The organism is Streptomyces sp. NPDC029169 (assembly GCF_055563935.1).
In genome coordinates this window covers 50,487-71,301 of record NZ_JBVHXA010000025.1, presented here as the reverse complement: position 1 = coordinate 71,301, position 20,815 = coordinate 50,487, and the positions used below count along the sequence as shown (strand labels likewise).

The 20,815-nt window shown below is 72.5% G+C and carries 22 protein-coding genes; 15 read left to right on the top strand and 7 right to left on the bottom strand.

Going from position 1 to position 20,815, the window contains the following annotated elements; all coding sequences use genetic code 11:
* The 5 genes from ACZ4VI_RS33205 to ACZ4VI_RS33185 form a co-directional block, all read left to right on the top strand.
* Nucleotides 1–603: elongation factor 1-alpha C-terminal domain-related protein (locus ACZ4VI_RS33205; RefSeq protein WP_468005396.1), on the top strand; the 603-nt coding region annotated here is incomplete at its 5' end.
* An 8-nt stretch (nucleotides 604–611) separates the two neighbouring features.
* Nucleotides 612–1,433 (top strand): thioesterase II family protein, encoded by an 822-nt coding sequence (locus ACZ4VI_RS33200; RefSeq protein WP_468005394.1) that lies wholly within the window; start codon nucleotides 612–614, stop codon nucleotides 1,431–1,433.
* Entirely contained in the window at nucleotides 1,411–2,565 is a 1,155-nt protein-coding gene (locus ACZ4VI_RS33195) for an acyl-CoA dehydrogenase family protein (protein WP_468005392.1), read from the top strand. Before ACZ4VI_RS33200 ends, ACZ4VI_RS33195 begins: the two co-directional genes overlap by 23 nt.
* A gap of 79 nt (nucleotides 2,566–2,644) precedes the next feature.
* Nucleotides 2,645–3,775 carry an acyl-CoA dehydrogenase family protein gene (locus tag ACZ4VI_RS33190; protein WP_468005390.1) on the top strand — a complete coding sequence of 377 codons (1,131 nt, stop codon included), beginning with the start codon at nucleotides 2,645–2,647 and terminating at the stop codon, nucleotides 3,773–3,775.
* Complete coding sequence (locus ACZ4VI_RS33185) at nucleotides 3,772–4,407, top strand: 4'-phosphopantetheinyl transferase family protein (protein WP_468005388.1); 636 nt, start codon at nucleotides 3,772–3,774, stop codon at nucleotides 4,405–4,407. Before ACZ4VI_RS33190 ends, ACZ4VI_RS33185 begins: the two co-directional genes overlap by 4 nt.
* On the opposite strand, the gene ACZ4VI_RS33180 is transcribed toward ACZ4VI_RS33185, so the two are convergent.
* The 4 genes from ACZ4VI_RS33180 to ACZ4VI_RS33165 form a co-directional block, all read right to left on the bottom strand.
* Nucleotides 4,388–4,696: an alcohol dehydrogenase catalytic domain-containing protein gene (locus tag ACZ4VI_RS33180; RefSeq protein ID WP_468005386.1), complete on the bottom strand. Its 309-nt coding sequence runs from the start codon at nucleotides 4,694–4,696 to the stop codon at nucleotides 4,388–4,390. The two genes, ACZ4VI_RS33185 and ACZ4VI_RS33180, sit on opposite strands and share 20 nt — an antisense overlap.
* A gap of 29 nt (nucleotides 4,697–4,725) precedes the next feature.
* On the bottom strand, nucleotides 4,726–5,298 hold the full coding sequence (gene grpE / locus ACZ4VI_RS33175; protein ID WP_468005384.1) for a nucleotide exchange factor GrpE: 573 nt from the start codon (nucleotides 5,296–5,298) through the stop codon (nucleotides 4,726–4,728).
* A gap of 131 nt (nucleotides 5,299–5,429) precedes the next feature.
* Entirely contained in the window at nucleotides 5,430–6,383 is a 954-nt protein-coding gene (locus tag ACZ4VI_RS33170; RefSeq protein ID WP_468005382.1) for an NmrA/HSCARG family protein, read from the bottom strand.
* 192 nt (nucleotides 6,384–6,575) lie between these two features.
* Nucleotides 6,576–7,328, bottom strand: coding sequence for a hypothetical protein (locus ACZ4VI_RS33165; RefSeq protein WP_468005380.1), 753 nt, complete (start codon nucleotides 7,326–7,328; stop codon nucleotides 6,576–6,578).
* Between the two features lie 54 nt (nucleotides 7,329–7,382).
* Between ACZ4VI_RS33165 and ACZ4VI_RS33160 the strand changes: the two genes are divergently transcribed.
* Nucleotides 7,383–7,643: a DUF2267 domain-containing protein gene (locus ACZ4VI_RS33160; RefSeq protein WP_468005379.1), complete on the top strand. Its 261-nt coding sequence runs from the start codon at nucleotides 7,383–7,385 to the stop codon at nucleotides 7,641–7,643.
* A gap of 125 nt (nucleotides 7,644–7,768) precedes the next feature.
* Here the strand turns inward: ACZ4VI_RS33160 and aspA are convergent, their stop codons facing one another.
* Nucleotides 7,769–9,172: an aspartate ammonia-lyase gene (gene aspA, locus ACZ4VI_RS33155; protein WP_468005377.1), complete on the bottom strand. Its 1,404-nt coding sequence runs from the start codon at nucleotides 9,170–9,172 to the stop codon at nucleotides 7,769–7,771.
* Between the two features lie 46 nt (nucleotides 9,173–9,218).
* Nucleotides 9,219–10,274, bottom strand: a complete 1,056-nt coding sequence (locus ACZ4VI_RS33150; protein ID WP_468005375.1) for an asparaginase — start codon at nucleotides 10,272–10,274, stop codon at nucleotides 9,219–9,221.
* Between the two features lie 116 nt (nucleotides 10,275–10,390).
* Here ACZ4VI_RS33150 and ACZ4VI_RS33145 point away from each other — a divergent pair, with 116 nt between their 5' ends.
* From ACZ4VI_RS33145 to ACZ4VI_RS33125, 5 genes are all read left to right on the top strand, one after another.
* Entirely contained in the window at nucleotides 10,391–10,846 is a 456-nt protein-coding gene (locus ACZ4VI_RS33145) for an Lrp/AsnC family transcriptional regulator (RefSeq protein WP_260226008.1), read from the top strand.
* A gap of 98 nt (nucleotides 10,847–10,944) precedes the next feature.
* Complete coding sequence (locus ACZ4VI_RS33140; protein WP_468005373.1) at nucleotides 10,945–11,349, top strand: cell division protein SepF; 405 nt, start codon at nucleotides 10,945–10,947, stop codon at nucleotides 11,347–11,349.
* A gap of 193 nt (nucleotides 11,350–11,542) precedes the next feature.
* The gene (locus tag ACZ4VI_RS33135; protein ID WP_468005371.1) at nucleotides 11,543–12,874 is read left to right on the top strand and encodes an AAA family ATPase; all 1,332 of its coding nucleotides are present in this window, start codon (nucleotides 11,543–11,545) and stop codon (nucleotides 12,872–12,874) included.
* Entirely contained in the window at nucleotides 12,867–13,247 is a 381-nt protein-coding gene (locus ACZ4VI_RS33130; RefSeq protein WP_468005370.1) for a nucleotide pyrophosphohydrolase, read from the top strand. The genes ACZ4VI_RS33135 and ACZ4VI_RS33130 overlap by 8 nt, the downstream gene beginning before the upstream one ends.
* A 126-nt stretch (nucleotides 13,248–13,373) precedes the next feature.
* The gene (locus tag ACZ4VI_RS33125; RefSeq protein ID WP_468005368.1) at nucleotides 13,374–13,868 is read left to right on the top strand and encodes a DUF6099 family protein; all 495 of its coding nucleotides are present in this window, start codon (nucleotides 13,374–13,376) and stop codon (nucleotides 13,866–13,868) included.
* 373 nt (nucleotides 13,869–14,241) lie between these two features.
* Here the strand turns inward: ACZ4VI_RS33125 and ACZ4VI_RS33120 are convergent, their stop codons facing one another.
* Nucleotides 14,242–14,460, bottom strand: coding sequence for a hypothetical protein (locus ACZ4VI_RS33120; RefSeq protein WP_468005366.1), 219 nt, complete (start codon nucleotides 14,458–14,460; stop codon nucleotides 14,242–14,244).
* Nucleotides 14,461–14,709: 249 nt separating this feature from the next.
* On the opposite strand from ACZ4VI_RS33120, the gene ACZ4VI_RS33115 reads away from it, so the two are divergent.
* The 4 genes from ACZ4VI_RS33115 to ACZ4VI_RS33100 all read left to right on the top strand — a co-directional run bounded on the left by ACZ4VI_RS33115 (nucleotide 14,710) and on the right by ACZ4VI_RS33100 (nucleotide 20,689).
* Nucleotides 14,710–15,633: an LLM class F420-dependent oxidoreductase gene (locus ACZ4VI_RS33115; RefSeq protein ID WP_468005364.1), complete on the top strand. Its 924-nt coding sequence runs from the start codon at nucleotides 14,710–14,712 to the stop codon at nucleotides 15,631–15,633.
* Between the two features lie 14 nt (nucleotides 15,634–15,647).
* On the top strand, nucleotides 15,648–16,556 hold the full coding sequence (mmuM, locus tag ACZ4VI_RS33110; protein WP_468005362.1) for a homocysteine S-methyltransferase: 909 nt from the start codon (nucleotides 15,648–15,650) through the stop codon (nucleotides 16,554–16,556).
* Nucleotides 16,557–16,691: 135 nt separating this feature from the next.
* A complete protein-coding gene (locus ACZ4VI_RS33105) occupies nucleotides 16,692–18,152 on the top strand; it encodes a 3' terminal RNA ribose 2'-O-methyltransferase Hen1 (RefSeq protein WP_468005360.1) in 1,461 nt (486 codons plus the stop codon).
* Nucleotides 18,149–20,689 (top strand): polynucleotide kinase-phosphatase, encoded by a 2,541-nt coding sequence (locus ACZ4VI_RS33100; protein WP_468005358.1) that lies wholly within the window; start codon nucleotides 18,149–18,151, stop codon nucleotides 20,687–20,689. The genes ACZ4VI_RS33105 and ACZ4VI_RS33100 overlap by 4 nt, the downstream gene beginning before the upstream one ends.
* The last annotated feature ends 126 nt before the right edge of the window (nucleotides 20,690–20,815 follow it).

Here is a 20,815-nt window from a genome sequence, read left to right as displayed (position 1 = left end):
ATCCGTCCGCAGACCGCCGAGCACCCGGACTACCGGGGGTATGCGGGTCAGATCGCGGCCGGTGCCTTCCGGGTCGGCGAGCAGATCACCGTCCTGCCGTCCGGGCGCACCAGCACCATCGTGGGGATCGACGCGCTCGGTGAGTCTGTGGACATCGCCTGGGCGCCGCAGTCCGTCACGCTCCGGCTTGCCGACGACATCGACATCTCGCGCGGCGACCTCATCGCCGTCACCGGTGACACCCCGGCCACCAGCCGGAACATCGAGGCCACCGTCTGCCACGTCGCCGACCAGCCGCTCGCCGTCGGCCGGCGGGTCCTGCTCAAGCACACCACCCGCACCGTGCCCGCCATCGTCGCGGCCATCCCGTCCCGCTTGGTCCTCGACGACCTCTCCCAGCACCCGGACCCGGAGCGGCTCGTCGCCAACGACATAGGCCAGGTCGAGATCCGTACCGCCGAGCCGCTCGCGCTCGACGCGTACGCCGACTCCCGCCGTACCGGATCGTTCCTGCTGATCGACCCGGCGGACGGCACCACGCTCGCCGCCGGCATGGCAGGCGAGTCCTTCGCCACCGATCCGACGACTTCCCGCACGAGGTGACGTCCCCCATGCCCCCGACCGCACGCCCGCAGCGCTGGCTGCTGCGCAAGCCCAAGGGCGACGCGCCCACCCGCCTCTTCTGCTTCCCGTACTCCGGTGTGGGGGCGTCGATGTACAACCGGTGGCCGACCCGCATCGGCCAGGCCGAGGTGTGCCTGATCCAGCTGCCCGGCCGCGAGAACCGGCTGCGCGACCCGCACTACGGCACGTACGAGCAGCTCGCCGGACCGCTGGCCGAGGCGCTCCTGCCGTACCTGGACCGGCCGTTCGCCTTCTTCGGCCACTGTGGCGGGGCCCTCCCAGGCTTCGCCACCGCCCTCCACCTGGCCGAGGCCGGTCTGCCCGCCCCTGCCGCGCTCTTCATCTCCTCGCAGGTGTCCCCGGACGACGGACCCTTCGGCCGCTTCCTCGGGATGACGGACGCCGAACTGGCCGAGGAACTCGCCCAGCTGACCCAGGCCATGGGCGGCACACCGCACCCGGACCTCATCGACATGAGCCTGGGTGTCCTGCGCGCCGACGTGGACGCCAACAAGGCGTACCACCTGGACGCACCCGTCGTCCTGCCCTCCGACATCCACGCCATCGGCTGGTCGCAGGACCGCGAGATACGGCCGGACCAGATGGGAGGCTGGGCGCGCTTCGCCGCCCCGGGGCGCCATCACCCGGTGACCCTGCCCGGCGAGCACTACGCCTTCCTCCAGGCGCCCGAGGTGCTGACGAAGGTCATCGAGGACGGCATGCTGCGCGCCCTCGGGCAAGCGGAGCCCCCCGCCGCCCCGGCCGCCACCGGGGGAGGTGCGGCCGGTGGAGCTCTCGCCCACTTCTGACCAGCTCGCCTACCGGGACCGGGTCCGCGCCCTGCTCGACGACGACGCCCTACGGGCCGCCACCGCGGCCGTACGCAGCCGGCCCGGCACCGAGAGCGGCCTCCTCGACGTCTACCGGAAGCTCGGGGAGCAGCGCCTGCTTGCCCCCAACTGGCCGTACGAGTACGGCGGTTCCGGCGCCGGCATCGCCGAGAAGGCCATCCTCACCGAGGAGCTCATCGCCCACGGCGTCCCCGACATCGCGCACACGCTCAGCGTGGACATCGTCGGCCTCGCCCTCCTGCTCTACGGCACGGAGACGCAGAAGAGCCGCCTGCTGCCGCCGATCGCGCGCGGCGAGAGCATCGCCGGGGTGCTCTTCAGCGAGCCGGGCGCGGGCTCCGACCTCAGCGCGCTGCGCACCCGCGCCGACCGCGACGGCGACGGCTGGCGCCTGCACGGCACGAAGATCTACAGCGCCAAGACCCATCTGGGCGACTTCGCGCTCTGCGCGGCCAGGACCAGCGAGTCCGAGGTCCGCTTCCACGGCATCTCCGTCTTCCTCGTCCCCCTGCGGACCCCCGGCGTGCGCGTCGAACCGCTGTGGAACATCGGCGACGAACGGTTCAACGAGGTCACGCTCTCCGGGATCCACGTGACCGAGGAGGACGTGCTCGGAGATGTCGACGACGGCTGGCGGATCATCGGCGAGGTACTGGGTCTGGAGCGCACCGGTGTGGAGTTCCAGGCCAAGGCACGCCGCTGGCTCGACATCGCCCTGGACCGCGTGGGCTGCGGGGCCGCCCCACTCGACCAGGGAGACGGGGCGCGGCTGGTGGCTCTGGACGCCGAGGTGAGGGCCGCCCGGCTGCTGGCCTGGCGCTGCGTGAACGATCTGCACGCGGGCCGCACCGACGAGGTGCGCTCGGCGATGGCCAAGTACGGAGCCGGCGAGACCGCCCGTTCGGTCGCCCTCGTCCTCCCCGAGGTCCTGGGCCTGGACGCCCTGCTCGCGGGCGACGACGAGGAGGCGCGGGACCTCGGGGCCCTGGAGGCGGCGTACCGGGAGGCGCCGGGCCTGACCCTCGCCTCCGGCACCTCCGAGGTGATGCTCACCCTGATCGCCTCCGCGGGTCTGGACCTGCTCACCTGACCAGCCCTCATCCCGCTCGGATCGCCCGTACGCTCCGATCACCCACCCGCCCGACAGACAGCCGGAGAACCACCACGCCATGGACGTCACCACCGCCCCGCACCACGAGGAACTGCGACACACCCTCACCGAGGTCCTGGACGACGAACTCGCCCCGCTCATCAGGCGCATGGCGGACCGGCCCCGGCACGGAACGGACACCTCGGACGCCGACGTCCGCGCCATGGTGTGGCGGGCGCTGACCGACCTGGGCGTGCTCCGGATGCCCGGGGGAGCGGGCGGGCAGGAGGCCCTCGCCGTGGTCGCGGAACGCCTGGGGGAGCTCCTCTACCAGGGGCCGCTCCTCGACACCGTCCTCGCCGCCGAGACCCTGCTGCGCTCCCGTACCTGCCCGGAACGCGACCGGCTCCTGAACGAGATCGCGCACGGCACGTCCGTGGCCGCCGCCGTCCGGGACGGCGACCTGCACCCCGAGAACGGCGCCCTCACCGTGGGAGCGGCCGACGGCACCGTCAGCGCGGTACGGCGGTTCGTGACCTGCGCCGCTGACGCCGACTGGCTGCTCGTCACCGGCCGCACCCCCGAGGGCGAGCACCGTACGGCCCTGCTCCCGCGCGACCACCCGACCGTCCGACTGCGCCGGCAGGAGGAGCTGGGGCGAGGCGAGACGTACGCCGTCGAGCTCGCCGCCACCCCCGTCCTCGCCTGGCTGGACCTCGGCCCGGACCCGGTCGCCGCCTGGCAGCAATTGATCGCCTCCGCCCGCACGCTCCAGGCCGCCTACCTCGTCGGCCTCGCCGCGGCCGCCCTGCGGCTCGCGGTGGAACACGCCCGGGAACGCCGCCAGTTCGGCGGCCCCATCGGTCGGCAGCAGTCCCTCGCCTTCACCCTCGCCCGCCACGCGACCCGCATCGACGCCGCCCGCCTCCTGACCCGCGTCGCCGCGCGCGAGGCCGACACCGGCGCCGACCCGCGCCTGAGCGCCGCGCAGGCGTACGCGATGACCGCCGAACTTTCCAAGGAGACCTGCCGGGACACCGTCCAGATCCACGGCGCCCGGGGCCTGACCCTGGACTGCGAGGCCCAGCTGTTCCTGCGCCGCTCCGCGGTCGAGTCCTTGGTGCTCGGCGCACCGAACCGGGTCCGGGCCGACGTACTGCCGCTGCTCCTTGCCGCGGCCGCTTCCGGGCAGGTACGGGGCGAGAGGTGATCGAGCGGATACTGCCGCGTGCCGTCGCCGTCGAAGAGGCGTACGGAGACCTCGCCGAGGCCCTGCTGTTCCCCGAGGAAGAGACGGCCGTCGCCGGCGCGGTGCCGAAGCGGCGGCGGGAGTACGCGACCACCCGGCACTGCGCACGCATCGCGCTGCGCCGGCTCGGACACCCGCCGACGCCGGTTCTCAGGGGCCCGAACCGCGAACCCCTCTGGCCGGAGGGGGTGGTCGGCGCCCTCACCCACTGCGACGGCTACCGGGCGGCGGCCGTCGCCCGGGCCGGAGCGCCGATCGTCTCGCTCGGCATCGACGCGGAACCGCATCTGCCGCTGCCGGACGGGGTACGGGAGCACATCGCCCGCCCGGAAGAACTCCCGCACCTGGCCGAACTCGCCGCCCGAGAGCCCGAAGTGCACTGGGACCGGCTGCTGTTCAGCGCCAAGGAGTCCGTCTACAAGGCCTGGTTCCCGCAGGCCCGCTCCTGGCTCGACTTCGAGGACGCCACGCTCCGCTTCGCCCCCGCCCACCGGACCTTCGAGGCGTCCCTCCACCGAACGGGCCCGCTGACCACGGTGCGAGGCCGCTGGCTCGTCGAGGCCGGCCTCGTCGTCACCGCGGCCGTCGTGTGATGATCCCCGCGCACAGCAGCGGGGCCGGCTCCTCGGCCGAGTACCCGGCGGGCACGGTCGCGCACTGGGTGTAGCCGCCGTCCGCGTCCCAGCCGGTGAAGTGCGACGAGGGGCAGAGGTTCTCCCGGCCGCGTGCGCAGTTCCGGCAGGTTCCGCACGTGGGCCGCAGCCAAGGGATTCCTCCCCGGGCGCCGACCTCCGGCCCGGTGACCTCGCTGCCGGCGCTGGATCGTCCCGGGGCGTTCGGCGGCGACGACCCAGGCCGCCATCGTCTCCGGGACCGGGGCAACCGTCTCGGGCCTCCGTCTCCCGCTCGGCTCAGCCCTCGGCCGCCGCTGAGGGAGGCGCCTGCTCCGGGGGTTCGGCGACGGAGACCTGGGCGGGGCGGAGCAGCCGTGTGCCCACCTGGTAGCCGGGGCGCAGGACGGCCGTGCAGACGGGCGCGTCGACGTCGTCGGACACCTGGTGGTCGACGGCTTCGTGGCGCGCCGGGTCGAAGGGTTCGCCCGGCCGGCCCGTCCGTTCCAGGCCGAGGCTCGTGAGCCGTTCCTCCAGAGTGTCGGCCACTGTCCGCATCTCTCCCGTGACCTCGCCGAGCCCGCGGGCCCGGTCGATGGCGTCGAGAACGGGCAGGAGGTGGTCGAGGACCTTGGCGACGGCGATCTCGCTCATGGCGGCCTGGTCACGCTGCACCTGCTTGCGGTAGTTCTCGTACTCCGCTTCCACCTGCCGGAGGTCGGCGGTGCGCTCGGCGAGCTGCGCCTCCAGAGCGCCGGCTCGGTCCACCGGTTCGAGCAGGTGCTCGCCCCCTTCCCGCTCGGGTGTCTCCTCCTCGGGTTCCCTGAGCTCGAGGGTCTCCGGGTCGATCCGCCGTCTGTCATGGATGACCACTGGCGGCTGCTGTTCCTCTGGTCCGGGTGTGTCATGCCGGGGCATCGTGGTGTTCCCTTCGACTCGCCGGCCCCTCCGATGGGCGCGTTCCCGGGCCGCGTGTGTCGCCTCGCGTACTCCACCGGTGCGCCTCATGCCCAGGCGGTGCGGAGTTTCTCGTGGTGGTCGGCGAGCCAGGTTGCGAAGTCCTGGAGAGCGGGGTTGAGGTTGCGGACGGCGGTGAGATCCCTGGCCGCGGTGAAGCGGTGCTCGCAGTCCGCGTAGTACTGGAACATGTTTCCCCGCTCGTCGGCGCCGGGGTGCCCCTGCGCCCGGTACTCGTCCGGAGTGAGGGGCCGGTAGCGTACGGGTTCGCCGACGGACTCGGTGAGGGCCGCGGCCATGTCGGCGACCTTGAGGTGCTCACCGGCGATGCTGATCGTGGCGGCGACGAAATCGGCACCACCGCGGAGGATGGCGAAGGCGGTCTTGCCGATGTCGTCGACCGCGATACCGGAGAGCCGGCTTTCGCCCATCGGGTAATTGAGCTCGAGGTCGCCGCCCTCGCCGCGCCGCGGGGCGAACACGCCGAACAGGTTCTCCCAGAAGAACGTCGAGCGCAGGAACGTCGTCGGTACGCCCTCTTCGGAGAAGTAGCGGTCGGCATCGGCCTTGCCGTCGAAATGGGGCACCTTGAAGTGGTCCTGAAGGGTCGGCATCCGGTCGTCGTCGAGGGGAATGCAGTCACGCGTGTCCTCCAGAGTGGACCAGACCGCGTGCTGCACCCCCGCGTGGGAGGCGGCCCGGGCCAGGGCATGGGCCTGGGACTTCTCCCGTTCGGCGGACATGTGCTCCCAGAAGTTCGTGACCAGGAACGCGCCGTACGCGTGCTCGAAGGCGGGCGCCAGGCTGGATTCGTCGTCCATGTCGGCCTGGACGATCTCCGCGCCCAGCACCTTCAGCTCGCGGGCCTGGTCGGAGTCCGGGTGCCGGGTGACGGCGCGTACCGCGAAGGATTCGTCCCGGTCGGCCAGGGCCGCTCTGACAAAGCCGCCGCCCTGTCGCCCGGTTGCACCGAACACCGTGATCATCTGCTTCTCGGTCATGGGTCGATCGCCTCGTACGGTGGTGCGCTGTCAGTCGGTTTCGTTCCGCTTGCCCTCGTCGACGATCTCGGCGCCGACGATGTCCTCCTCCGTTGACCTGCCAAGGCGCGCCTTCCCCGCTCGTGCGTGGGCATGCGCACGGTGGCGCACCTGGAATTTTGCGACGCCGCCGCCCTCGGCGTCCCCCGCTTGCTAACGCCACTCGCCCTCGGTCAGCGGCTGTGTGGGGTGCTTCTCGCGGGGCATGCGCAGACGGCGGAAGATGTCGGCCGACTCGGCGTCCTCGGTCTCCGCGTCGAGCCGGACGTCAAGCTCCTCCTCGACGTCGCGTGCGGCGCCGATCAGTACGAACTCGGTCCCCTCCTCGTCCAGGAGTTCCGGATCGGCGCCGGTGAACCGCTTCCCCTCGAACCGATCCTGCTTGTCCTGCGGCAGGTCGGCCCGCTGTTCCGGGGCGAGACCGGTCCCCGGCGGCGCGCCGGCCCTCGGGTTCTTGACCGCGATGACGTAGCTCGCTTCCGGTTCGATGGTCAGTTCCTCCTGGACGGCGCCCGGCTCGGCAGGCAGCTCGAGTTCGTAGGTCAGGTGGGTGTGGTCGCCGTGCCGGACGATCGCGCACCGGCCTTCTCCGGCCGGCCGTGCCTCGGGTTGCGTCCGCCTGCCGCGCGTGGACGTGTCGTACGTCCGCCGCTCCAGTTCCTCTTCCACGGCCTCCGGCCGGTCGGACACCTCGTCGACGAAGCCCCAGAACCGCTCGTGTTCCTCCGGCTGCGGCAGGTGCTTGCGTCCGATGACGAGACGCCGACCGCGGTCGCCGCCGGAAGGCTGAAGGATCACGAAGAGGCGCTGGACGTCCTCGATGTCGTGGACCTGCTCCTGCTCGACGCGGGGCCGGTACGCGAAGTAGATGTCGCCTCGTTCGATGACGTCGTTCGCCATGGTCACTCGCCACCCCTCACACGGCGGTGCCATGCGTGTACCCGGTCCTGCCACGCCGATGTGTGCAGGGCGCTCCCGATCGAGCTCGCCGAGGCGCTCATGGACGCCGCCGACAACTGGCCGGGCAGGTCCTGGGGCGTCCAGGAGTTCGTCCGGCGGGTGGCCGAGGCCACCGGTGACGACGAGGAGACCGCCCACGCTCATGCGGAAGCGGTGCTGACGGTGCTCGCGCGGAGGATCTCCGGCGGGGAGCTGAACAAGCTCATCAGCCAGTTGCCCGCCGCGTACGCCGAACTTTTCGGCCACGCGGAACTGGCCTGAGCGCTGTCCCGTCGGGTCGGGGCCGGGCCGGGCCGGGCCGGGGTCGGGGCCGGGCCGTGGCAGGGGCGCCGGCCCGCGGTCCCGTGGTCGCGGTGCCGTGGTCGCGGGCCGCTCAGCCGGCCGGCCTACCGGACCTCGGCGCCCGTCAGGCGTTCCGGGGTCAGCAGTTCCGCGATGCGTTCCGCCGGCAGGAGGCCCTTCTCCAGGGTGAGTTCGGCCACGCCCCGGCCCGTCTGGAGTGCCTCCGTGGCGATGGCGGTGGCGGCCGTGTAGCCGATGTACGGGTTGAGGGCCGTGGCGAGCCCGATGGAGTTCTCGACCGCCGCCCGCAGCTGGTCCGTGTTGGCCGTGATGCCCACGACGCAGCGTTCCGCGAGGGTGAGGCAGGCCGCGCGCAGGGAGGTGATGCTCTTCGCCAGGGAGTGCAGGATGATCGGCTCGAAGGCGTTCAGCTGGAGCTGGCCGCCCTCCGCCGCCATCGTGATCGTCATGTCGTTGCCGATCACCTCGAAGGCGACCTGGTTGACGACCTCCGGGATGACCGGGTTGACCTTGCCCGGCATGATGCTCGAACCGGCCTGTACCGCAGGGAGGTTGATCTCGTTCAGGCCGGCGCGCGGGCCCGAGGAGAGCAGGCGCAGGTCGTTGCAGGTCTTGGAGAGCTTGACGGCCAGGCGCTTGAGGACGCCGGAGAGCTGGACGAACGCCCCGCAGTCCTGGGTCGCCTCCACCAGGTTGGCGGAGGTCACCAGCGGCATGCCGGTGATCTCGGCGAGGTGGCGGCGGGCCGTCTCGGCGTAGCCGACGGGGGCGTTGAGGCCCGTACCGATCGCGGTGGCACCCAGGTTGATCTCGTGGATCAGCTCCACGGCCTCGGCGAGCCGGTTGCGGTCCTCGTCCAGCATCACCGCGTACGTGGAGAACTCCTGGCCCAGCGTCATCGGCACCGCGTCCTGGAGCTGCGTACGGCCCATCTTGAGGACGTCGCGGAACTCGAAGGCCTTCGCCGCGAACGCGTCCTGGAGCACCGCCGTGGCCTGGAGCAGTCCGTGGACGGCCGTGATCGCCGCGATCCGGACGGCGGTCGGGTAGACGTCGTTGGTCGACTGGCTGAGGTTGACGTCCTCGTTGGGGTGCAGGTGCTGGTACTCGCCCTTGGCGTGGCCGAGGAGTTCGAGGGCGCGGTTGGCGATGACCTCGTTGGCGTTCATGTTCGTCGAGGTCCCGGCGCCGCCCTGGACGACGTCCACGACGAACTGGTCGTGCAGCTTCCCCGAACGGATCTCCTGGCAGGCGGCCACGATGGCGGCCGCCTTCTCCGGGGCGAGCAGGCCGAGTTCCTCGTTGGCCAGGGCCGCGGCCTCCTTGACGGCGGCCAGCGCGTCGATCAGCTGAGGGTAGACGGAGATCGGCAGTCCCGTGATCGGGAAGTTCTCGATGGCGCGCAGGGAGTGGATGCCCCAGTACGCGTCGGCGGGCACCTCCCGCTCTCCGAGAAGGTCGTGTTCACGGCGGGAGACAGTCGTCATCGAGGTGCCTTAAGGAGGGGAGGGGGTAACGGGGGAGAGTCGTGGTTCAGGAGGCGCCGGAGAAGCGGGAGCCGGACGCCGTCAGGGCGGGCTCCGGGCGGGCCGGCCCGTTCAGCAGGCTGTGCAGCAGCGCCGGGCGGCGCTCCGCGGCGACGTCGGACAGGAGGGTCGCCAGGACGGCCATCCGCGCCTGCCCCGCCCGCAGCGTTCCCGCCGGTACGGCTCCGGCGGCGACCAGGTCCACCGCTCCGCCGCCGGTGTAGAGCTCGGCGATCGGGCCGGCGGGGACCCTCGTGCTCAGGGCCACCAGAGTGCCCTGGGCCACGGCCGCCCCGACGGCCTCGGTGATCTCGGGGGTGGCGTTGCCCGCCCCCGTACCGACGAGTACGACGCCGCGCGCGCCCGCCGCGACGGCGGTGTTCAGGAACAGCGGGTCGCCGTCGCTGTGGTGCATGACGATGTCGACCCGCGGCGCGGTGGCCGCGGCCGGAAGGGGCAGCGGAGTGGGCCGGTCCGGGCTGCGGCGGATGTCCACGCTGCCGAAACCGACCTTCCCGAGGCCGGTCTCGGAGGGGTCGGCGAACGCGTCCGCCGCCAGGGTCTGCGTCTTCACGGTGCCGCGCGCCGCGTGCACCTGGCCGTCGAAGACCACCAGCACACCCAGGTCGCGGACCGAGGCGGCGACCTGCAGGGCGTCGTACATGTTGCCGGGCCCGTCGCCGTCCCCCGTACCGAGCGGACGCTGCGCGCCGGTGAAGACGACGGGGCGCGGGTCCGAGTGGTGCAGGTCGAGGAAGAACGCGGACTCCTCCAGGGTGTCCGTGCCGTGGGTGACCACGACGCCGTCCACGCCGGGGTCGGAGAGCGCCGCGTGGACCGCGCGCAGCAGGGTGAGCTGACGGGCGGTGGTCATGCGGGAGCTGTTGACGTTGAACAGGTCGACGACCTCGACCGTCACGCCCTCGGGCAGCGCCGCGGTGGCCAGGACGTCGTCACCCGACGCGTCGGCGGCGTATCCGGTGCCCTGCCAGCGGCTGGCTATCGTGCCGCCCGTGCTGATGAGGGTGATCCGGCGCGGCCGGTCGTCGCGTGTCCACTGCATGTCTGTCTGTCCTGGGGATCGGAGGGTGTCGCCTCCGCAACGATAGGTCAGCTTGTATGGAATGTGATTGCGAATTCGGGCCTGGGATCATGGATTGTGGCGTGCATAATTGTGTGATGGACAGGATCGATCGCAGTATCTTGCGTGAGCTTCAGGAGGACGGCCGGCTGACCAACCTGGAGCTGGCCCAGCGCATCGGCCTCAGCGCTTCGGCCTGCCTGCGGCGGGTGCGGCAGCTGGAGGAGGACGGGGTCATCCAGGGCTACCGCGCGGTCATCGATCCGGCGGCGGTCGGGCGGGGATTCGAGGTGCTCGTCTCGATCGAGGTCCGGCGCGACCGCGAGACCGTCGAGGCCTTCGAGGAGGCGTTGCGGGACATCCCCGACGTCATCGAGGCGCACCGCCTCTTCGGCAGCCCCGGCTGCCTGCTGCGGATCGCGGTCGCCGACCTCGCCGCGTACGAACGCCTCTGGATCGAGCGGCTCACCTCGCTGACCGGCGTCACCGAGGTCAACTCGCAGATCATCATGAAGCGGATCAAGGAGCCGCGCGGCCTGCCGGTCGAGCGCTGATGGCCGACCGAGAGTCCGCTCGTGTCGGTGTGGGGCCGAACGGGAGTCGGCTCGTGTCGGTGTTGGGCCGAACGGGTGAGGAACGGGAGGATGGGCGTATGAGTAGGTACGAGAGGTACGACGTCACCGACGAACAGTGGGAGGGCCTCGCCCAGGTCCTGCCCCTGCGCGGCCGTGACGAATGGCCGTCCAGGGTCGACCACAGCACGATGCCCGACCCGTACGAGGCCGCCGAACAGCGCCGCATGGTCGTCCTGCGCGTGCAGGTCTTCGCCGACGCCCGCGAGGTCGCCGAGTACCTCATCGCCCGGATTCCGGTGCTCCTCGACCTGACCGGCGCCGACACCGACGTCGCCAAGCGCATCCTGGACTTCAGCAGCGGCGTCGTGTTCGGGCTCGGCAGCGTCATGCACCGCGTCGACCGCAACGTCTTCCTGCTCGCTCCGGCCGGTACGGAGGTCGAGGGCGCGTCCGACGCGGGAGTTGCCGTCCCCCGATCGTAGGAAGATGGCCAGGGCGTAACGGTTCGTCATCCACGGGGCTGCGTACGGTCCGATCATGGACTCCACCGGCGGCCTCACGCCCGATTCCGTCTCTTCCCCGTATACGACTCCGGTGCGCGGTCCCTTACGCGAGGCAGGAGGCGATCCGGCGCGGGGCGATCAAGGGCGGGGCGATCGGGCGCGGGGCGAACAGATGCGGGGCACTGAGGTCGGTGGGGCCGCGCGGCGCGACGTGCTGCGGCAGCTCACGGACGCCTCCGCGCGCCGGCCGGCCCGCCCCGCCGTCACCGAACTCCGTCTCTCCGCCTTCGCCGCGCACCGCGCAGCCGTCCACCCGCTCGGCCCCGTGACGCTCTTCACCGGGGCGAGCGGCAGCGGCAAGTCCAGCGCCCTGCGCGCGTACGAGGCCCTGGCCCGGCTCGGCGCGGGCGAGGACCTGGCCGCCGCCTTCCCCGACGCCGCCGCCTGCGTACCCGAACGGGCCCGGCCCGACGCCCAGGGGAGGCGGGGCTTCCGGATCGGCTGCACCATCGACGGCCCGGCCGGCCCCGTCCGCCTCGACCTCGCGGTCCAGGCCGAACCCACACTCCGTATCGTCGGCGAACGGCTCACCTGCCGCGGCCGTACGCTGCTCACCACCGCGCTCCGCGACCCCGGCCGCAGCACCGTCCAGGCCGAATGGCACACCGCCGGCACCACCCCCGTCACCCGGGCGCCCTTCCCCGACGATCTGCTCGGCACCGCCCTGCTGCCGCTGCGCGTGGCGGGAAAGACGAAGGGGCAGCTGGAAGTCCTGGCCGCGGCCGAGCAGGTGGTGGTCGCGCTGCGCTCGGTCTTCCCCTGCGATCCGCAGCCGTGGCGGATGCGGGCACCCGTGCCGATGGGCGAAGGCCGGCTGCGGCGCGGCTGCGACAACCTCGCGGAGGTGCTGCACCGCACCGCCACCGAGTGCGCGCGCCGTCACGCCCGGCTCGTGGCGGTGGCGGGCGCCGGCTGTGCGGGCGTCGTGACCGGGCTGCGGGTGGAGGAGCTGCCGGACGCGACGGTACGCGCGTCACTGGAGCGCGAGCCGAGGGGGGTTGGTGCGGGCGTTGTTACGGGTGTGGGCGCGGGCGCCGGTGCAGGCGCCGGCCGGCCGGCGGGGCCCGCCGGGGCCGCCCTGTCCTCGTGGTCCGAAGGTATCGGGGTGCCGGCCCCGCGCCGCACGCCGGTCGCGACCCCGTTCGGCCGGCTCGGCGACGGCGAACTGCGCTATCTCGCCCTCGCCCTCGTCCTGCTCACCGGACCCGGCGTGCTCGCCATGGACCAGCTCGCCGAAGTGCCCGCCGCCATGCGGACCCTGACCGTCCTCACCGACGGCCTCGACGGGTGTCTGGACGGGCCCCAGTTGCGCGCACTGCTCGGCCTCGCCGCCGACATCTGCGCCGAGGGGCACATCCGGCTCGTCGGCACGGTCGGGGAGTCGGCCGCGGGATACGCACGCGAGACGCCGGGGGTGTCAGTGGTAGACCTGGGGCGTGAGTGAACTGGATGTAGCGGGATTGCAGCGCAGGCTGGCCGAGTTCGCTGCCGCGCGGGAGTGGCAGCCGTATCACACGCCGAAGAACCTGGTGGCCGCGCTCAGCGTCGAGGCAGCCGAACTCCTGGAGATCTTCCAGTGGTTGACGCCGCAGCAGGCGGACCGGGTGATGGACGACCCGGAGACGGCGCACCGGGTCGAGGACGAGGTCGCCGACGTGCTCGCCTATCTGCTGCAGTTCTGCCAGGTGCTGGGCGTCGATCCGCTCGCCGCGCTGTCGGCGAAGATCGACAGGAACGAACTCCGCTTCCCCGTCGGGCGGCCTCCGGGCGAGGACACCAACTCCACTGAAAACGGTGATCGTCACTCTTCGGAGTGATCGAGTTATCCCCATCGAGCTTCCTGTCCACAGATTTCCGAATTCCTCTGGCGTTTGGGCTCAGGCGCCTTCACGCTGGGTAATGGAATCAGTGGGCAGTAAGTCGTACGAACGGGGGCGGCGTACATGGAAGCGGAGCGACTGATCGCGACGGGCCGGCACGCGCTGGCACAGAGCCGGACGGCGCTGGAGATCGTGGCGGAGGCCTGGCAGGCCCAGGCCCTCGCGCAGGCGATAGGGAGTCATCTCGCGCTCTGCGGACCGCAGGAGCTGCGGAGCGAGGCGCGGGGGCTGAGCGAGATCGGCGGCGGGCGCGGGATGGCCGAGCATCCGATGCTGCGGACGGGCGGACCGAGGGCCGCCCAGCTCACCGAAGTAGGGGACGCGCGCGTGGCGTTGACCGCGCTCGGCGCGCTCCTGGGAGAAGTGGGGATCGCCCTGGTCGGCGTGGCGTGCGTGACCGACGAGGAGGGGCTGTACTGGCAGTGCATCGAGGCCATCGATGCCGCCGACGAGGCGAACGACCGCGTGCGCGGCATGCTGCGCCGCCTCGCGGTACGGGAGCGTGACCGTCCACCCGATGCGGCCCGGGGCCGCGCGGGGCCGGCGGGGCTGCGATGAGCGGCGGGGTGGAGATGAGCGGTGCGGCTGTGATGAACGGCGGGACCGTGACGAACGGGTGGGCCGGGACGAATGGCCGGGCGGGGGCGAAGAACGGGCGGGCCGGAACGGACGGCGGGGCGGGACGAAGAACGGGCGGGCCGTGGCGAGCGGGCGGGCTGGGACGGACGGGCGGGCCAGGACGAACGGCGGGGCCGGGACGAACGGGTGGACCGTCACGCACAGGCGGGCCGTGACGAGTGGCGGGGCCGGGACGGACGGGCGAACCGTTACGGACGGCGGCCGTCCGCACGGTGACCGGCGGTGCGGGGACCGTCCGAGCGGTGACCGTGGGGACGGCGAGACGGCTGGAGGGCGGCGGCCGGGGCGGAAGTCAGTCCGTGCGGGGCTCGCCCTCCGCAGAGGTCTCGTGGCGGTCGGCCGAGGACTGAAGGTCGGCGTCGAGCTGCGACAGGTCGGCGGTGAGCGCCGCCATCAGCTCCTCCATCTGCTGCAGCAGGCCCTTGGGGGCGCCGGAGCCCTTCTGCTCGGGCACGGACTGCTGTACCGGCTGCTCGGGCATCGCCCTTTCGGGCGCGGCTTCCTGGGACATGGCGGCCTCCTCGGCCCAGGCCCTTCCCGTGGGGGAGGGGCCACACGTGAGAACGACGCACCGGCAGCGGCCGCCGGCACGCGGGCCGGGCGGTCCGGCTCCGCCCGAGCCAACGACGGGTGCCGGGCCACGGTCACTGGCCTGGCGGGACGCGCCCCGCCGGAGGGCCGGATATTCACCCGACCGAGCCGGAGCGCACCCCGGGCTGACGTAGAGGTTGACGGCCGCCCAGAGGTGCAGGATGGAGGTATGGATCTTCGAATCTTCACCGAGCCCCAGCAAGGGGCCGGCTACGACACCCTGCTCACCGTCGCCAAGGCCACCGAGGACCTCGGCTTCGACGCCTTCTTCCGGTCCGACCACTACGTCAGCATGGGCTCCGCCGACGGGCTGCCCGGGCCGACGGACGCCTGGATCACGCTGGCCGGCCTGGCCCGGGAGACCAGTCGGATCCGGCTCGGCACGCTGATGACCGCCGGCACGTTCCGTCTCCCCGGCGTCCTGGCCATCCAGGTCGCCCAGGTCGACCAGATGTCCGGCGGCCGGGTCGAACTGGGCCTGGGGGCGGGCTGGTTCGAGGAGGAGCACCGGGCGTACGGCATCCCGTTCCCCAAGGAGAAGTTCGGCCGGCTGGAGGAGCAGCTGGCGATCGTCACGGGGCTGTGGGGCACCGAGCTCGGCAAGACGTTCTCCTACGACGGCGAGTACTACCAGCTCACCGACTCGCCCGCGCTGCCCAAGCCGGCCCAGGCCAGGGTTCCGGTGCTGGTCGGCGGGCACGGTGCGAGCCGTACGCCGCGTCTGGCCGCGCGGTACGCCGACGAGTTCAACATCCCCTTCGCCTCGCTGGAGGACAGCGAGCGGCAGTTCGGGCGCGTCCGGGCCGCCGCCGAGGCGGCCGGCCGCCGGGCCGACGAGCTGGTGTACTCCAACGCCCTGGTGGTCTGCGTCGGCAAGGACGACGCCGAGGTGGCCCGCCGGGCGGCGGCGATCGGGCGCGAGGTGGAGGAGCTGAAGGCGAACGGGCTTGCCGGTTCGCCGGCGGAGGTCGTGGAGAAGATCGGTCGGTACGGAGCGATCGGGGCGTCCAGGATCTACCTCCAGGTCCTCGACCTGGACGACCTGGACCACCTGGAGCTGATCTCCGCCCAGGTCCAGTCCCAGCTCGACTGAACGGAGGTGGACCGATGAAACCCGTCCGCCCTCTCGCCGAGGCGCTCGCCCGGGAGGTGCTCGTCCTCGACGGCGGGCTCTCCAACCAGTTGGAGGCCCAGGGCTGCGACCTGCGCGACGAGCTGTGGTCGGCGCGGCTGCTCGCCGACGGGCCCGAGCAGATCGAGGCGGCGCACACCGCCTATGTGCGGGCGGGTGCCCGGGTGCTGATCACCGCCAGCTACCAGGCCACCTTCGAGGGCTTCGCCCGGCGCGGTGTCGAACGGGCCGGGGCGGAGCGGCTGCTCGCCCGGAGCGTGGAGCTGGCCCGGGCGGCGGGGGAGGGGGCGACGGGGCCGGTGTGGGTCGCCGGGTCGGTCGGGCCGTACGGGGCGATGCTCGCGGACGGCAGCGAGTACCGGGGCCGGTACGGGCTGACCGTGCGCGAGCTGGAGCGGTTCCACCGGCCCCGGATCGAGGCGCTCGCGGCGGCGCGGCCTGATGTCCTGGCTCTGGAGACGGTCCCGGACGCCGTCGAGGCCGAGGCGCTGCTGCGGGCCGTCGAGGGGTGCGGGGTGCCGGTCTGGCTCTCGTACACGATCGCGGGGGAGCGGACCCGGGCCGGGCAGGAGCTGACGGAGGCCTTCGGGCTCGTGACGGGGAACGATCAGGTGATCGCGGCCGGGGTCAACTGCTGCGAGCCGGGGGACGCGGCGCGGGCCGTGGAGATCGCCTCGGAGGTCACGGGGAAGCCGGTCGTCGTCTACCCCAACAGCGGCGAGGAGTGGGACGCCGGTGCCCGGTCCTGGCGCGGCAGCGGAAGCTTCGACCCGGACCGGATGCGGGACTGGCCGACCGCCGGCGCCCGGCTGATCGGCGGCTGCTGCCGAGTGGGCCCGGACCGGATCGCCGCCCTGGCCGCAACGCTGCCGCCGAAGCCCTGACGCCTCGGCCCGTACGGGGGTTGGCCCTGCGTCCGGGTCGGCCCTGTGTGCGGGGCGGGTGCGGGGGCCGAGGGGGGCGGGCCCGGGGGGGAAATTGCCTGGTCGGGTGGGGGACGGGGGGTCATACTCGGACGCGTGTTCCTGACGATCAGTACGACCGGCACCCCCGAGCGTCCCGCGACCGACCTGGGCTTTCTGCTGCACAAGCACCCGGACAACGCGCAGACGTTCTCCACCTCGCACGGCACGGCGCACGTCCTCTACCCCGAGGCGAGCGCCGAGCGGTGCACGGCCGCGCTCCTCCTTGAGGTGGACCCCGTGGCGCTGGTGCGGCGCGGGAAGGGCAAGGGCCGGGGCGGCGCGCCCGACTCCGCGCTCGCGCAGTATGTGAACGACCGGCCCTACGCCGCGTCCTCGCTGCTCGCCGTCGCGCTCGCCACCGTCTTCAAGAGCGCCCTGCGCGGCGCGTGCAAGGCGAGGCCCGAGCTGCCCGGCGCGCCGCTGCCCCTGCGCATCGAGGTGCCGGCGCTTCCGGCGCGCGGCGGGGCCGAGCTGGTCCGCAAGCTGTTCGGGCCCCTCGGCTGGGACACGGTCGACGCGGAGCCCGTGGCGCTGGACACCGCGTTCCCGGAGTGGGGCGACTCGCGCTACGTACGGCTCGTCCTCGAAGGGGAGCTGCGGCTCGCCGACGCGCTCAACCAGCTCTACGTCCTGCTGCCCGTCCTCGACGACGCCAAGCACTACTGGGTGGCGCCCGACGAGGTCGACAAGCTGCTGCGGGCCGGTGACGGCTGGCTCGCTGCGCACCCCGAGCAGAAGCTGATCACCAGCCGCTACCTCTCCCGCCGCTGGGGCCTGACCCGAGAGGCCATGGAGCGCCTGGAGCTGGTCCGGCTCGCCGAGAGCGACGGGCTCGACGTCGAGGACGTCGACAACGCCGTCGACGAGACGACCGACACCGAGGAACGCCCCGTGCCGCTCGCCGAGCAGCGCCGCGAGGCGATCCTCGCCGCGCTGCGCGCCGCCGACGCGACCCGGGTGCTCGATCTCGGCTGCGGACAGGGCCAGTTGGTGCAGGCGCTGCTCAAGGACGTCCGCTTCACCGACATCGTCGGCGTCGACGTGTCCGTACGCGCCCTGACGATCGCCGGGCGCCGGCTGCGCCTGGATCGGCTCGGTGAGCGGCAGGCCGGGCGCGTGAAGCTGATCCAGGGCTCGCTCGCGTACACCGACAAGCGGCTCACCGGCTACGACGCGGCGGTCCTCAGCGAGGTCATCGAGCACCTCGACCTGCCGCGGCTGCCCGCCCTCGCGTACGCCGTGTTCGGCTCCGCGCGCCCCCGTACGGTCCTCGTGACCACGCCCAACGTCGAGTACAACGTCCGCTGGGAGTCCCTCCCGGCCGGGCACGTCCGGCACGGCGACCACCGCTTCGAATGGACCCGTGAGGAGTTCCGCACCTGGGCGGCGGGCGTCGGCGAACAGTACGGGTACGGAGTGGAGTTCGTCCCCGTCGGCCCCGACGACCCCGAGGTCGGCCCGCCCACCCAGATGGCCGTCTTCACCCAGAACACCACGAAGGAGGAGCAGGCATGACCGCCGAGACCACCCGCACGCTGCCCGTCACCGACCTGTCCCTCGTGGTCCTGATCGGTGCGAGCGGCTCCGGCAAGTCCACCTTCGCACGCCGCCACTTCAAGCCCACCGAGGTCGTCTCCTCCGACTTCTGCCGCGGCCTGGTCGCCGACGACGAGAACGACCAGAGCGCCAGCAAGGACGCCTTCGACGTCCTGCACTACATCGCCGGCAAGCGCCTCGAGGCGGGACGGCTGACCGTCGTCGACGCCACCAACGTGCAGCAGGAGGCCCGGCGTCAGCTCGTCCAGCTGGCCCGGCGGTACGACGTGCTGCCCGTCGCGATCGTCCTCGACGTCCCCGAGGAGGTCTGCCAGGCACGGAACGCGGCCCGCCCCGACCGTGCGGGCATGCCCGCGCACGTCGTCCAGCGCCACCGCCGCGAGCTGCGGCGCTCGCTGCGCGGCCTGGAGCGCGAGGGCTTCCGCAAGGTGCACGTCCTGCGCAGCGTCGAGGAGGTGGACGCGGCCGAGGTCGTCCTGGAGAAGCGGTTCAACGACCTGCGTCACCTCACCGGCCCCTTCGACATCATCGGTGACATCCACGGCTGCCGCTCCGAGCTGGAGACCCTGCTCGCCAAGCTCGGCTACGTCGACGGCCACCACCCCGAGGGGCGTACGGCGGTCTTCGTCGGCGACCTCGTCGACCGGGGCCCCGACAGCCCGGGCGTCCTGCGCCGCGTGATGTCCATGGTGGCGGCCGGCGACGCGCTGTGCGTGCCCGGAAACCACGAGAACAAGCTCGGCCGCTGGCTCAAGGGCCGCAAGGTCCAGGAGACCCACGGCCTCGCCGAGACGATCGAGCAGCTGGGCCGGGAGACCGAGGAGTTCCGCGCCGAGGTCGGCGCGTTCATCGACGGGCTCGTCAGCCACTACGTCCTCGACGAGGGCAAGTTGGTGGTCTGCCACGCCGGTCTGCCGGAGAAGTACCACGGCCGGACCTCCGGCCGGGTGCGCTCGCACGCACTGTACGGGGACACCACCGGGGAGACCGACGAGTTCGGCCTGCCCGTGCGCTACCCGTGGGCGGAGGAGTACCGCGGCCGGGCCACCGTCGTCTACGGCCACACACCCGTCCCGAACACCTCCTGGGTCAACAACACCATCTGCCTGGACACGGGTGCCGTCTTCGGCGGCAAGATGACCGCGCTGCGCTGGCCGGAGCGCGAACTCGTCGACGTACCGGCGGAGAAGGTCTGGTACGAGCCGGCCCGGCCGCTCGCGACCGAGGCGCCCGGCGGTCACGAGGGACGGCCGCTGGACCTCGCCGACGTGCACGGACGCCGGATCGTGGAGACCCGGCAGATGGGCAACGTGTCCGTACGGGAGGAGAACGCGGCGGCGGCCCTGGAGGTCATGAGCCGGTTCGCGGTCGATCCGCGGCTGCTCGCCTACCTGCCGCCGACCATGGCGCCCACGGCCACCTCCAAGGAAGAGGGCTACCTGGAGCACCCGGCCGAGGCCTTCGCGCAGTACAGGGCGGACGGGGTCGAGCGGGTCGTGTGCGAGGAGAAGCACATGGGCTCGCGGGCCGTCGCCCTGGTCTGCCGGGACGAGGACGTGGCGCGCGAGCGGTTCGGGGTCACCGGAGTGACCGGCGCGCTGCACACCCGTACCGGACGGCCGTTCTTCGACGATCAGTCCGTCACCGAGCAGGTACTGGAGCGACTGCGCGCGGCCGTCGACGCCGCCGGCCTCTGGGACGAACTGGCGACGGACTGGCTGCTGTTCGACGGCGAGCTGATGCCGTGGTCGCTGAAGTCCGCCGGGCTGCTGCGCTCGCAGTACGCGGCCGTCGGCGCGGCCTCCCGCGCCGTCTTCCCCGGCGCGCTCGGCGCACTGGAGCAGGCCGCGGCACGGGGCGTCACCGGCCTGGACGGGCTGTTGGCCAAGCAGCGCGAACGGGCAACGGACGCCGAGGCGTTCACCGAGGCGTACCGCCGCTACTGCTGGCCGACCCAGGGACTGGAGGGCGTGCGCTTCGCGCCGTTCCAGATCCTCGCCGTGCAGGGCCGCTCGCTCGCGGCCGTGCCGCACGACGAGCAGCTCAGGTGGCTCGACCGGATCGTCGACTCCGACCCCACCGGACTGCTCCAGACCACGCGACGGCTGGTCGTCGACACGGGCGACGAGGCCTCGGTGCGCGCCGGCGTCGACTGGTGGCTGGAGCTGACGGCGGCCGGCGGCGAGGGCATGGTCGTCAAGCCGCTCGCCGCGCTCGTACGAGGCGCCGACGGCCGGCTCGTGCAGCCGGGCGTGAAGGTCCGCGGACGCGAGTACCTGCGGATCATCTACGGCCCCGAGTACACCCGCCCGGAGAACCTGGAGCGCCTGCGCAACCGCTTCCTCGGCCACAAGCGCTCGCTCGCGCTCCGCGAGTACGCGCTCGGCCTGGAAGCGCTGGAGAGGCTGGCCGGCGGCGAACCGCTCTGGCGCGTGCACGAGGCCGTGTTCGCGGTGCTCGCACTGGAGTCCGAGCCGGTGGATCCGCGCCTCTGACCGTGGATCCACGGGGGGGCGCAGGGGAGTGGACGATGACGCTCCCCTGCGCCCCCCGTGCTCGTTGACGGGCCTGATCGCGACCCCCTAGCGTTCTTCACCCCACGACGTGACGCAGCGTCAACA